The 12,626-nt window shown below is 66.6% G+C and carries 14 protein-coding genes; all 14 read right to left on the reverse strand.

All coding sequences use genetic code 11. The annotated features are described in order from the left end of the window. Positions 1-9: 9 nt before the first annotated feature. Positions 10-2,877, reverse strand: a complete 2,868-nt coding sequence (locus AAEZ08_RS01710) for a conjugative transfer ATPase (RefSeq protein WP_023093432.1) — start codon at positions 2,875-2,877, stop codon at positions 10-12. Then, positions 2,877-3,317, reverse strand: a complete 441-nt coding sequence (locus AAEZ08_RS01715; protein ID WP_009459662.1) for a TIGR03751 family conjugal transfer lipoprotein — start codon at positions 3,315-3,317, stop codon at positions 2,877-2,879. Before AAEZ08_RS01715 ends, AAEZ08_RS01710 begins: the two co-directional genes overlap by 1 nt. After that, positions 3,298-4,728, reverse strand: coding sequence for a TIGR03752 family integrating conjugative element protein (locus tag AAEZ08_RS01720; RefSeq protein ID WP_023657222.1), 1,431 nt, complete (start codon positions 4,726-4,728; stop codon positions 3,298-3,300). The genes AAEZ08_RS01715 and AAEZ08_RS01720 overlap by 20 nt, the downstream gene beginning before the upstream one ends. After that, positions 4,718-5,644, reverse strand: a complete 927-nt coding sequence (locus tag AAEZ08_RS01725) for a TIGR03749 family integrating conjugative element protein (RefSeq protein WP_023093434.1) — start codon at positions 5,642-5,644, stop codon at positions 4,718-4,720. The genes AAEZ08_RS01720 and AAEZ08_RS01725 overlap by 11 nt, the downstream gene beginning before the upstream one ends. Then, positions 5,641-6,330, reverse strand: a complete 690-nt coding sequence (locus tag AAEZ08_RS01730; RefSeq protein ID WP_023093435.1) for a PFL_4703 family integrating conjugative element protein — start codon at positions 6,328-6,330, stop codon at positions 5,641-5,643. Before AAEZ08_RS01730 ends, AAEZ08_RS01725 begins: the two co-directional genes overlap by 4 nt. Further along, entirely contained in the window at positions 6,327-6,725 is a 399-nt protein-coding gene (locus AAEZ08_RS01735) for a TIGR03750 family conjugal transfer protein (RefSeq protein ID WP_023093436.1), read from the reverse strand. The genes AAEZ08_RS01730 and AAEZ08_RS01735 overlap by 4 nt, the downstream gene beginning before the upstream one ends. An 11-nt stretch (positions 6,726-6,736) precedes the next feature. Beyond that, complete coding sequence (locus AAEZ08_RS01740) at positions 6,737-7,096, reverse strand: TIGR03745 family integrating conjugative element membrane protein (RefSeq protein WP_023093437.1); 360 nt, start codon at positions 7,094-7,096, stop codon at positions 6,737-6,739. A 16-nt stretch (positions 7,097-7,112) separates the two neighbouring features. Then, positions 7,113-7,346: a TIGR03758 family integrating conjugative element protein gene (locus AAEZ08_RS01745; protein WP_009459672.1), complete on the reverse strand. Its 234-nt coding sequence runs from the start codon at positions 7,344-7,346 to the stop codon at positions 7,113-7,115. Further along, positions 7,343-7,726: an integrative conjugative element protein, RAQPRD family gene (locus AAEZ08_RS01750; protein ID WP_023093438.1), complete on the reverse strand. Its 384-nt coding sequence runs from the start codon at positions 7,724-7,726 to the stop codon at positions 7,343-7,345. The genes AAEZ08_RS01745 and AAEZ08_RS01750 overlap by 4 nt, the downstream gene beginning before the upstream one ends. Positions 7,727-7,824: 98 nt before the next feature. Beyond that, the gene (locus AAEZ08_RS01755) at positions 7,825-8,574 is read right to left on the reverse strand and encodes a TIGR03747 family integrating conjugative element membrane protein (protein WP_023093439.1); all 750 of its coding nucleotides are present in this window, start codon (positions 8,572-8,574) and stop codon (positions 7,825-7,827) included. After that, a complete protein-coding gene (gene traD, locus AAEZ08_RS01760; RefSeq protein WP_023093440.1) occupies positions 8,571-10,760 on the reverse strand; it encodes a type IV conjugative transfer system coupling protein TraD in 2,190 nt (729 codons plus the stop codon). Before traD ends, AAEZ08_RS01755 begins: the two co-directional genes overlap by 4 nt. A gap of 4 nt (positions 10,761-10,764) precedes the next feature. Continuing rightward, the gene (locus AAEZ08_RS01765) at positions 10,765-11,304 is read right to left on the reverse strand and encodes an integrating conjugative element protein (RefSeq protein WP_023093441.1); all 540 of its coding nucleotides are present in this window, start codon (positions 11,302-11,304) and stop codon (positions 10,765-10,767) included. After that, positions 11,301-11,906, reverse strand: a complete 606-nt coding sequence (locus tag AAEZ08_RS01770) for a transglycosylase SLT domain-containing protein (protein ID WP_023093442.1) — start codon at positions 11,904-11,906, stop codon at positions 11,301-11,303. Before AAEZ08_RS01770 ends, AAEZ08_RS01765 begins: the two co-directional genes overlap by 4 nt. Further along, positions 11,888-12,613 (reverse strand): TIGR03759 family integrating conjugative element protein, encoded by a 726-nt coding sequence (locus tag AAEZ08_RS01775; RefSeq protein WP_023093443.1) that lies wholly within the window; start codon positions 12,611-12,613, stop codon positions 11,888-11,890. Before AAEZ08_RS01775 ends, AAEZ08_RS01770 begins: the two co-directional genes overlap by 19 nt. Between the last annotated feature and the right edge of the window lie 13 nt (positions 12,614-12,626).

Below are 12,626 nucleotides of genomic sequence, written 5' to 3' on the forward strand. Positions count from 1 at the left end.
TTCTCCGTCTTACGACAGTTCCAGGGCCGGCGACTCGATGCCGCGCGCCTGGTCGATCTTCTCGGCCACCTTGAAGGCCGCTTCCAGTTCGGTGCAGCCGTAGTGCTGCATGAGCTGGTAGCGCTCGGCCTTCTCTTCGGGTTCGGTCTGCGCCAACGCCAAGTACAGGCTGGGCGGCACGGCGCGGAACAGCACTTCCATGCTCTTGGAGAGGATGACGCCCTCGGTGAATTTCCCCGCCTCCTTGCGCGCAGAAAGCATCAGCGCTTTCTGCGCGGGTGAGAGTTCGCGGAAGCGTGCGATCTTCTCGACCTCATCGGGCGGCATCGACAGGCAGATCCACCACTCAATCATGTTGAGCATGGGCTCCGCGGCACGCGGCAGATCGTCGATATTTTGTGTAGCCAGCCAGAACCAGGCCCCTAGCTTGCGCCACATTTTTGTAATTTTTACGACGTAGGGCGCGAGTAGCGGGTTCTTCGTGATGATGTGGCCTTCGTCGGTCACATTGATGATCGGACGGCCCAGGTACTGGTCGCGCTCGGCGATGTTGTTCACCGTGCTGATCAGGCTGATGTAGGCGATGGAGAGCTGCGCGTTGTAGCCCTCCCGAGCATAGGTCGCGAGATCCACCAGCGTGATGTCGGCCTCGGGCCACGGCGTGCCATCGCGATCGAACATCTCGCCGTCCGTGCCTTGGCAGAACATGTCCATCGCGTCCGCCATCTCCAGCAGCCGCACGCGCCGCATCTCGGGCAGCGTCGGGTCCTGGCCGCGCGTGCGCAGCGCGTTGCGCACGTCGCGCGTGAGCACCGTGCGTTTCTCGGCCACGCAGTGCTCGGCGGCATCGAGGATGCACTGGCGGATCAGCGAGCGATCGGCCCGCGTCATCCGAGCTTCTTCCTTGTCCTCGCCGCCTGTGATCATCAGCCGTGCCGTGATCTCCAGTTCACCCAGCACGTCGCGCTGCTCGTCCTCCTCCATGACCGAGGAATCGGCTGGCAATTCTTCATCCAGTGCATCGGCATCAAGCGTCTGCACGTTGCTGGGCGTTTCGATCAGCCGGCGAGCGTCGGCGAACGGCGCCAGGCTGATGCCTGAGCCAGGAGCCAGCTTGACTCGGTTTACGGTCAGACCCAGGCGCTTGGCGAAGTCGCTGAACAAACCGAAGCTGTTGCCGGCTTCCACGATGAACAGCCGCGGCCGGTAGATGGCCGTGACCTGATTCAAGAGGTTGTTGAGCGTTGCGCTCTTGCCCGAGCCGGTGGGGCCGAATAGGAACAGATGGGCGTTCATCTGCCTGTCCAAGCGGTTCAGCGGATCAAACGTGATCGGCCCGCCACCGCGGTTGAAGAACGTGTTGCCCGGATGGCCCGTACCCTGGCTGCGACCCCACGCCGGCGAGAGATTCGCCACATGCTGGGCGAACATCAGTTGGGTGAACCAGTTCCGCCGATCCTGCGCAGGGTTGTAGCAGCACGGTAGCCAGCGCAGGTAGCTGTTGAGCGGCGCGACTTCATCGTCCTCGCGCACGGGCTGCAACCCCGCGTTGAGCATCACGTTGGCGAGGTCCAGGCCGCGCCTGTCAAGCTCGGCTTCGTCGCGTCCGCGCAGATAGAAGGCCAGCGTGCCGCGGTAGAGCTTGTGCGCGCTGCCGATGAGCGAGCGCGCCTCCTGCACATCCTTGAGCGTCTGCTCCGATGCCAGTGTTTCGCCGACAGCCTTCTTAGCCAGGTGATTCAGGTGCGATTCGAGGATGTCCTGGGGCGTCGCCACCATGGTCAGACACATCGTGGTGTCTTCGGGCATCTGATCGAAAAGCGTGTTGATCGCATCCCCCTTGCGGGTTTCGCCAGTCAGGTGTCCCGTACCGGGCGGCATGCGTAGTCGGTCGGTGACCAGCACACGGTGCGGCATGCCGTCGAAGTACCAGGTGCCGTGCCCGGCATCGGAGCGAGGCTGACCGAAGAACAGCCGTTGGCTGAAATCCCGACCACTCGCCAGCTCGATCTCGCCTTCCTCCACCTCGTCGGGATAGCGGGCCAGCGCATAGAAGCGCTCTCGATCCTCAGCGCTTGGCCCGAGCATCGTGGGGCGTGGGTTGAACCACCGCAGCAACCAGTCGTGAACATCGGCCGCGACCATGCGCCGGGCTTGGATGCCGGCGTTCGCCAGGCCGCCGCAAAGGCGATCGCAGACGATGTTCAGCATTTGCTCGGGTGTCTGGCCACGGCGGTTCGCCTGACCGGTGGCCCGGCGATAGACCACCATGCGCACGCGCCGCGTCTGGCCGCGCCAGCGCAACCGCGTGACCACCGTGTCCTCGAACAGGCCGCCGGGCTTGGCCACCGCGCGCAGGTGGTGGCCGAAGAAGCGAAGATAGAACTCGGTGAAGGCCGTGCCGCGAGCGCGCGGCTGCACGTAGTTGCGCAGGGTCTGCATGTACTGGTCGAAGCTGGGTTCGTCCTGGGCGTAGAGCTGGAGCACCCAGGGGTTCTCGTCCAGCTCATCGAACGAATCCTGGAGCGCGTTTTCGAGCGCGTCGCGGGCATGCGCGAGCCAGCCAGGCTCCCGACCTTCGGTGCCCAGCGGGACCAGCTCGTAGAAGGCTGCGACCGATTGCCCGTCCTCCAGCAGCATGGACTTCGACGGCGGCAGGAACTCCACCCACGGCAGCAGCTCCGCGAACGACTGCGCGACGTCGTACAGCGCCTGCTCGTCCGCCACGGTCGCCGGCTTGCGGCCCTGGATCGTCGCTCCGGGTTCGGCGATGCCGGCCTGGCGCAACGCCTCGACGTGGCGCTGCCAGCCGTCCGGCTGCTCGTCATTGCCACCATCGGATGCAGCCAGCTTCGGCCAAGGGAGTTTCCAGCGCATCAGTAGTCCTCCACGCGCTCGCCCGGCATGGCGTACTGCACGCGCTGGTACAGGGGGAAGACTGTCGTGTAGCCCGGAACCGGCACGGGGTCGGTACCCGCCAGGTGCGGGTACACATACATGACAAGGTCGGGGTTCGGCAGGCGGTGGAACTGGCGATAGACCTCGTTTCGCGCCGTGCGCGTGTAGCGCATCTGTTCGGCGGGTGCGGCCTCCACGTCGGCCTCGGTCAGCGGCCGGCGCAGGCTCTGGCGTGCATCGAGCAATTGCCTGCGCGCCACCTGGCCGGCGCCACCGCTGCCGTCGCCGGCGTTCTGCTGCCAGATGTCCATCATCGTGCTATCGCCGTGCGGGAGCAGCTTTTCCTTGCTGGTGGCACAGCCGCCGAGCACCGCGACGGCGAGGGCCAGCGCCAGGCCCTTATTCAAGTTCGAGAGCATGGCTTTCTCCTGCGCGGTGATCGACCTTGCGGCCTTCGGGATCGAAGTCGATGGCAAGCGGCTTTTCGAGGTGGACGGCGACCTTCGCGCCGGGCTGGACATAGACGGCGGCGAAGGCCTGGCCGTATAGCTTGTTCACCCAGTCGGCCATGTCGCGCACGCCACCGGCCAGGATGCGGCCCACGGCTTCATTGCCCGAGATGCCGACGCTGCCGATGGAGCCGTCGGCGCCGACGTAGGACATCTGGCCGCTGTCGCTGTCGATCAGCGAGGCGACGCCGGCACCGGCGGCGGTAATCAGGGCTTGCGAGCCAAGGTACTGCTGGGCGTTGCTGCGACGCTCCCCGCTGACGCAGGGAATGCCGTATGGGTCGCTGATCCAGCCCAGGCCTCCACTTTGAGAGTTCTGCTGCTGGTTGTTCTGCTGGTTGCCGTCGCGGTCTTCGGGGATGGTGCGGATCGTGCCGTCGTGGAAGACGAAGGTGATGCTGCGTACCTGGCCGCGCACGCACGAGAGCGTCCAGTCGCCCGATGCGGTGCCGCTGAACACGGCACCGGCCACGTCGGGAATGTCGATGCCATTGGCGGTCAGGTTGTCCGATCCGACCAACACCTTGAAGGGGTACGGATCGTTGACGGTTCCGTCGATCGGCACGCGGCCGATCAGCGCCGTCATCGCCACCGACCCCATCAGCGTCGAATTGGTCGGTACGGTATAGACCGCCTTGGCGCTCTTCACGCCTGCGGCGCGTGCGCCTGCGTTCGCCACGGTTTCCGCCGTGGTTTCCAACGTGCTCTGTGCGGGGCCGAAGCTCGTCGGGAAGCTCATGCCGCTACCCGTGCCACGACTGCTGTTGCGCCCCTCGACTTTCCTCGCATCGTCGGGTTCGACCCAGCGCACGCCGCCTTCCATGCCGGCCTCGTCGCCGTCACGCAGCCCCAGACCCACCGGCAGGTCGGCATGGCCGCCGCCACGTCCCCCGATACTGTCCAGGCGCCGTTGCAGGTCGGCAAGCAGCCCTTCGGTCTGCTGGCGCGCGCTGGCTGCCTGCTCTTGGTCGCGACGTAGGTTAGTGCGCTCGGAGTCGAGGGCCGAATTGATGCGCTGGTCAATGGAGTTCTCGCGCTGGCGCAGTCGCTGGTTTTCTTCGCGCTGGGATTTGTTGTCCGAGAGCGCGGTCTGAAGCTCGGTGCGCAACTGCTTCACTTGAGCAACGAGCGTCGCCACGGTGTCGCGCGGGGTATCGCCCTCGATGCCCAGCGCCTTCATTTCCGCTGGAGTGAGCTTGGCGCCGGCATCCGCGGTCGGTGGTGCCGAAGTGCTGCCACCCGAGAACAGCCGGATGGCGACGAACAGCACCAGCACGGCAACCGGGATCATCAGCCACTTCAGGAGTCCATTACTGCGCATGGCGGACCTCCTTGCGGTCGGTGCCATCCTGGGAACTGGCTTCCGGTTGTGGGAGATGCACGGCCGGGTCGAAGCGGTTGACCGCTGGTAGCAGCGATTGCGCCAGGCCACGCCCGCGCGTCACCAGGTACAGGACGGTCGTGTCCTCGGGCGTCCCGCGGGGACCAAGCGCCTCGTGTTGGAAGGTGGCGGTGAGGAAATCGCCTTGCAGCACGCGCGGGTCCAGGGTGATCCAGCCGCTGCTGCTGTTGGTCAGGCGCACGGCGGTCACCCACTGGTCTTCCAGACGCCACGACGCGAGCGCGACCGCGCGCACGGGCAGCGTCGGCATCAGCGTGCCGAGGTCGAGGTCACGGCGCAGGTTCACCCGCATGACGCTCGGCAGCGGCTCCACGGTGCGTAGCGGCGCGTAGAGGTTCTGTGCGGCGAAGCGCGTCAGGACAACCGGCACCGGGGTCTCGCGTCGCGCCGCTCGCGCGCCGGCCTGGTCCTGGGCGCGCGCCGGAGCTTCGTTGTCATCGCCGGGCTGATCGCCATAGCGCGCCGGGGTGCTGTTGCCCTCGACGATGCGCACTGGTTCCAGCTCGGCTTCCCCGTCCTTGGCTGGCTCCGCCGCAATGTCCAGCAGGATCAGCGCGCCCGTGTCGGCGTCCTGCAATTGCAGCCGCGTGGGTTCGATCGGCTCGCTGGCGCGCAGGTACACCGCACCGCCCGCGCTCTGCACCCGCAGGCGCTCGCCGACGCCCGCGGGCACGCCCACGCGGACGTTGCGGTCGATAAACACGACGCGCTCCTGGCCGACCTTCAGCGGCAACGCCAGCGGCATGCGTTCCCAGCGCAGGATCTCCACCGCCTGGACAGCGGGAGCCGCGGCCACTGCCAACAGCCCCAGCAACGTGAGTACAGGATGCTTCATGGGATTTCTCCTTGAGGCGCTTGCGGAGACAGGCCGCCAGACGCCGGGCGCGTCGGCTCCGGCGTGCTGATGCGCTGGGGCGCGCCCTCATAGCAGTCGAGCGCCAGGCCGAACGGGTTGCGGGCAGGATCGACGTCCACCCGCGTGACCTTCACGGGATAGCGCACCAGAGCGCGCTTGACTTGCTCGGCGCCGTAGTACTCGTCGGCGGTGATGTCCAGCGTCACTACCCAGTCGCGGTCGGAAACCACGCGCACGCGGGCCGTGGGGTCGTCGCCGTAGCCGCGGCCGGGGATTTCGTAGATACCGCGCACGCGCTGGCGCAGCTCGCCCGTGCTGCGGCGGTAGTCGTAGTCCGCGCGCAGGAAGGCCTGGCAGGACGGGGTGAGGTACGGCGAGAGCGTGTGGAGGTTGCGCGCGTAGTCCTCTTCGCCATTCGTCGGCCAGCGGTTGAGCGTCTGGAACACGTAGAACGTGAACGCATAGACCGATTCGGGCGGCACTTCCCACCACTTCCTGGTACTGCCGGAGCGCAGGTCAGGCGGAACGTGGATGGTCAGATCGCGCGGAGCGCTCCACCAGCCGCCACCCATGACCAGGGCGACGATGATCAGGGCACCAGTCCCCAGGCGAAGCGTCTTGATGTGCGCCTGCAGGTGGGTGATCTCGTTCTTGAAGCGGCTCATCGCGCGCTCCTTCGGGTGGTCCAGAAGCCGGAACGTGAGATCAGCACATGGCCGCCCACCCAACCCGCCATCAGTGGATGACGTGTCGCAATGCGCCATTGCAGTTGCCGATACAGCCAGGTGTCGGGACGCCCGCGCTTGAGGCGGCGGAGAATGCCGCCGCCGATAAACACGCCCAAGGCCACGCCCAGGACGACGAACGTGGGAGCTAGCGCGATCGTGCGGAACACCCACGACAGCGGCGCGCCGACCAGCAGGCCGGCGCCGCCGGACAAGCCGCAGCAGATCCACAGCTCGTCGGCGGTGAGGCCGCGCACGACAACGGGATGGCGGTTGAGCCGGTGCGGAAGGAACGTCACGGTCCCATCCGCACGGACGTGCTGCTGCTCGGACATACCAGCCTCGCTTACAGGATGCCGGTGGCTTCGGTGAGCAGCCAGATGCCGATCACGAGCAGGACGGCGCCGATGGCGACCGTGAGGCCGAACTGGCCCCACGTCTTGCGGCCGGTGTGGATTTCCGCGTAGGTCCCGTAGGCGTGGTAGCAGACGCCGATGAACATCGACGCCACGACCAGGAGGGCCACGAGCATGATGATGTCGTAGCCGTAGTTACGGATCGTTTCCATGATGCCGTTGCCCGTGCCGCGGGTCGGGTTCTCCAACTGCGGCAGACCCTGCGCGAACGACAGCGCGGGCAGCGCAGCGGCGCCCAAGGCCACGGCGGCGCGCTGGGCAAGACGGGAAGTGAGGATGCGGTTGTGCATGGTCATGCCTTTCAGGTCAGGAGAGGAGGAAGAAAGTCAGGACGAGGTACATCGCGACGAATCGGATGCAGACGCCGAGGAACTGGCGTTGGTTGAGGCGGCTCTCGGACCACCCCACGTAGGCCGTTCGCATGGCCCAAACGCCCCAGACGAGCAGGACCGCGAACACGACGCCGACCAGGACGGTCGCCATCGCTGAAGGTGCGATGCCGCTGTTGGCTTGAAATGCCGAGACCTGGGCGCCGTTCATGGCTTGCCCTCCGCGGTCGTCGGCGGTGATGGCGGGACGACCCGCTCCGTGCGGTAGTCGCCGGTCAATTCGGACGGGTCGCGCGGCTGGGCGCGCGACGGTGTGAGATGGGCCTGGATGCCGGCGCGCACGCGCGCCAGGTCAGCCAGCAGCCTCGGGTAGTCGAAGTGGTAGCGCTCGCCCGGCTGGATGGGGGCATGCGCGGCGCTGTCGGTGACCGTGTGCTCCAGCGCGTCGAGTTGGCGCAGCGCTGCGACCAGCTCCTGACGCTGCGCTGGGGACTCGGCCAACGCCATCGAGGACTGGCCCAACACAAGGACCGTCACGAGAAAAGTGGGCACGCCGCGATGCGCGGCGCGCAGCCAGATCGGAGCCAACATCGCGCCATTCCTGTGTGATCAGCAATGGCTAGATCGTGGAGATCAGGGCTGTTTCAGGCCGCAAACAATAGGAACCTGCGGATGACCGGATTGATCGGCTAGAGGTACTTCTTGAAGCTGCCCGCAGTCAGGCTCACGGCCAGTCCCAGCAAGGCGGCGCTCGGCAACAGGATCAGCAATGGATGCACCGAGATCGGCAGTGCCAGGTACGTGATCCACGGCAGCACGGCCAGGGGCATAAGGCTGGCTTTCGCGCGGTGGTAGATGAACCCGGATTCGCGGCCCGCGCCGAACCTGCGCACGTCGCGTCGTACCAGACCATCAATCAGACCGACGAAAGCGGCCGTGAAGATCAGCGGCAGCGTGAGCACCAGGACCAGCAGGCGCACTAGGAAGGTCAGCGTCGTGAAGGCCGCGGCGATCAGGTAGCTCTCGGCCCAGACATAGACTTGGCTGATGTAGTAGCGGAAGTTGCGCGCCTGCTCGTGGCTGGGTGCGCGGACGCGCTCGGCGGTCTGGCTCATGCGCGCCAGCAGCCCGGAGCGAACAAACACCCATTCGTAGCCTGTATCCACCAACTCGTGCGCTGTGCGCCCCGGCTCCTGCACGACCACGCTGCGCGTGAAGTGGCTGGACAGGTGTCCAAGCTCGTACTGCAACATCTGCTGGGAATGGCGCCAGCCCTGGTCCTTCCAGAACAGGTGCATGCCGACGCACTCCACCACGATCGAGAACAGCAGCGAGCCGATCAGCACTCCAAGCAAGCGAAACGGCAAGGTGACGGTGCCGACGATCAGGCCCTGGCGCTGGTTCTGCTCCCGCTGCGCGGTCGATGCGGCGTCCTTCATGGCGCGGCCTCGTCGGCATTGTGGTCGGTGGCGGTGGCCACCGCAGCAGACTCGGCTGGAGCCGCATCATCCAGCAGGTCATCGGGCAAGGCCGCATTCTGCAAGGTCGGGGAACTGGTGAACTCCCACCACTGCGTAGCCTCGCTGTAGCTCTGGCGCATGTACCCCGCCAGTTGTTGCAGGTCCGCCGGCATCACTTCATCCGGGTCTGGTATCGGCAGCGGCATGCGAACCTTCCAAAGCTGGCCGCCCTGCAGCAGCGCGAAGCACTGGCCTTTGGGCAGGCCGACTACGTGCGATGGCTCGATCATCGGCACGCTGGACATGCTGATGCGGTCCTGGGTGTTCGACGTGAAATCCGTCGCGCCGCGGATGTCCGAACTGTCGGTTGCCCCTGAGACGATGGTAGTGGTATAGACCTCGACCTTCGGCAACTGCCGCGTCAGCAGTTCGGCGGTGGCCGTCTCGCGCACGCGCAGCATGAACAGGTTGTTGAAGTTGCCGATCACCTGGCCAGCTTTCGCGCGGTTGCCGATGCGGGCCTCGATGTCCGAGAGGGTCTGCGTGTACGCGGTGACTTGCAGCCCGGCGCCGCCGCCTTTGTTGATAAGCGGCACGAATTCGTCACCCATGAGTTCATTGAATTCGTCCGCATGGACGTTGATCGGCACGCGCGCGCCAGCAGAGGCGTCCGGCAGGCCATCGTCGATCCCGTGCTTGTAGATATGGCCCGCCACCGAAACCAGGTCGGAGAACATGGAGTTCCCGACCGCTGCGGCAACCTCGGCGTCGGACAGCGCGTCCAGTCCCACATAGACGATGGCGCGCTTCCTGATGACTTGCATCCAATCGAAGATCGGGCGCGGGTCGGCCAGGTCGGAATAGTTCGGTGCCAGGAGCTGCGCGATCTTGCCGCTCGTGAGCTTTTCCAACAACGGCAGCAATGACGCGACGATCTTGTCGAAGTAGGTCTTGTCGTACCGAACTGCCGAGCGCAGTCCGTCGAGCACCGGGTCGTAGTTGCGCGCCTGGGAGAGATACTGCTCCAGCGCAACCACGCGCTTCTCGCGCCCGATCATGTTGCGCGGAATGTTCTTCTCGTTGAGCTTGGCCTCGATCTGGACGATCACCTCCCAGGCCTTGGGCTCGGTCTTGGCGAAGTAGTGCTGGGCGTACTCGATAAACAGCGCGTCGATGTTGATGACGTGCCGCTGGATCAGCATGTAGTCCGGGCGCTGTCCCAGTTCCACTAGGGCACGGGCAATGATGTTGACGAAGCGCCACGCGAACTCCCTGAAGGCCGCGCTATTGCCTTCACCGGAGAGTTGCCCTGCGATACGGGTGGCGACTTCCGAGATGCGACCGAATCGGCCCACCGCGTTGTAGCGGGCGCTAATCTCCGGCCAGCCCAAGTGGAAGATGTAAAACTCGCCTTCACGGCCCGCGCGCTTGGCCTCGACATACATGCGCTTCAAGAGGTCCGCATCCCCTTTGGGGTCGATGACGATCACGACTTCGTGTTCGCCGGCAGCGCTCTTGCGGCGGATGTCCTGGGTCACGAACAACTCGGCCAGTCGCGTCTTGCCCACGCGCGTGGTGCCCAGCACCAGCGAGTGCCCGACACGCTCGCCGAGCGGTAGGCTGACGTCCACCTCGTCCGGTTCGATGCCGTGCAGGCGTGGCAGGCCGCCCACAGGCGGCAGCGGACGCACCGGGTTGAAAGGCACATCCCAGCCCGTGAGCGCGGACAGCCGGGATAGCGGGAACGGCGCGAACTCCAGCCGCTCCTCCAGTCGCCGTGCCAGCCGGTAGGCAGGCGTCGGCTCGACGTATCGGCGGAACTCCGGCCGGTACGTCTGCATCAGCCTATGGGTGTGTTTTTGTTCCCACAGGAACCCGCGCCCGATGAAAAGCCGCTGCTGGCTGACGGGCACGTCCTTGCTCGTCATCACGTAGCGCGACAGGCGGCGGATGTTGCGCCGGTAGCGCAGGATCACGCGGGCATCGCGGTAGCGGATCGCGCCATAGGCGCCGAACGCCAAGGCGCTGCCGACGCCCATGGCCGGGCTCAGCGCGAGCGACCATGGGGCCACCAGGGACAGAAACGCGGCGCCTGCACACGCTGCGACGGTGTATAGCTCCACCGCTGGGCGTAGCAGAACCTCGACCGGCTGTTTCCCCGACATGGCTTCATTGCTCGATGCCGGTGGCCGTGATCAGCGCCGGGTAGTGCCGCAGGCCCAGGCGATCGGCCAGGTCGTCTCCGGCTACGGGCGCAAGCGGCACGCCCGGCACCAGGGCACGCAGCCGTGCCAGGCCCTGCGCGGTCTCGACATTGACCACCAAGCCGACCGCGCCGCGTTCGCGCAAAGCAACGCTGCGGCGCTGCAACCAGGCCCGGGAGGCGTCGTCGTCGCCGATGACCACGAACGGCCGCAGGCCGGGCGCTTCGATCACGCGCCGCGCGACGGTGCCGGGCGTGAGCTTGGCGCTGCGCACCGGCAGCATCGCTGTCTCGTCCGCGGGTGTGGCGGGAACCTGTGGCGTCGGAATGGGGGGACGGGCCGGGACATCGGCGCGCGGCTGGAGGTTGAGGGCCTCGTAGTACGGCAGCGCCGACGTGCCACCGCGATCTTCGACCACGATCAGCGGATCGCCGGCACGCGATGCCAGCGGCAGTCCTGCCAGCAGCACAAGCAGGCCCCGCAGGGCCAGATGGGATTTCGTCATGGGGAAGTCTCCTGGCGCGCGGCGAGCACCGCCGCGTTTGGACGTGCGCCCTGCACACGCGCGAGATGGCGCGACACGCTGCGCCGGTAGCGGGCGGCGGGTTCGCCGCCCGCAGGACGGTGGTAGCGGCCGATCGCGAGCAGCCAGTCTTCGCCGGACGTGTGCTGCTCGTTCAGGATTTCAGCGGCGATGGCGAGGTTGCGATACGGGTCCAGCAGGTCACACGCGCTGGTGAAGCGGTGCTTGTGGTAGCCGAGGTTGATCTGGCCCAGGCCTGCATCGATGCGCGTGTGAGGCGTGGCGCGCATTGCCTGTTGCAAGCCCGAGCAGGCATCGGCGCGCGTGGCAAAGCGGCGCGACTGGCCGGCGACATTGAGGGACCACGGCCACGGGACGATGCGCCCGTTGCGTCGAACTCCGCTCTCCTGCAAGGCCACGGCGTAGAGCACGGTCGAGGGGATGCCCGCCCGCTGGGCGGCGAGCTGGTAGGCGGGTGGCGGAATCTCCTGGGCATGGGCGGCGCAGGCGCACAGGCCGGTAGCGAGCACCAGTGCGCGCAAGAGCTGCGAGACGGAGGTGGCCGCTACGGCTGGCGCTGCCATTGGCCGTTCACCTCGCGCACAGTCGCGGGCAAGTCACCGGGCAGGCCCAGCGACAGCCAGCGGCCACCGTCGTGGTTGAGGGTAATGCTGCCGCTGCGCACGCGTGCCGGGTCGATCTGCGCGCGCTTGGCCCAGTCGCGGATGCGTGCGTCGTCCTGGCGGCTGCCCACCATATACAGGTCGAACTCGGCACCCGAGGATTGCAGCCGCTGCACGAGCTGCCCACAGACCGCGCAGCCGTCCTTGACGAACACCGCCATGCGACCGCTGCCGCGCGCGGTGCCGGTGCCCGGCCCGTCGTCGGGCAGGTTCACGCGCTGCATGCCGGGGTTCAGGCGCTGCCAGGCTTCGTCGTAGGCACGTTGGTAGGCGAGCAGCTTCTCGACGCGGCGTGCCTCGACTTGCACCTGCAGCTCTGCATAGCGCCGCCGTTCTTCGTCGGTGCGTGCCTCGATGCCTAGGGCAGACAGCGGGTCCAGGTTGGGCGAGTAGATGCCCAGCGGCCCATCCATCAGCTCGCGGTAGCGCGCCCATTCCTGGGGTTGGAGGCCCCAGTTGCTTGCTACTCGGTCGTCCAGGACGCGGGCGGCCAGCGGGCGCTCCTGGCTCTGCGCATTGCGGGCGGGAGCTGTGGCTGGCTGCTGCGCCCACGCGGGCCACTGGACTGAAGCCAGCAGGAGTGCGGAAAGGATGATCGACGGCTTCATGTCGTGTGCTCCG

Source organism: Pseudomonas sp. E45-MNA-CIBAN-0222 (assembly GCF_040310405.1).
Lineage (GTDB): Bacteria > Pseudomonadota > Gammaproteobacteria > Pseudomonadales > Pseudomonadaceae > Stutzerimonas > Stutzerimonas stutzeri_AC.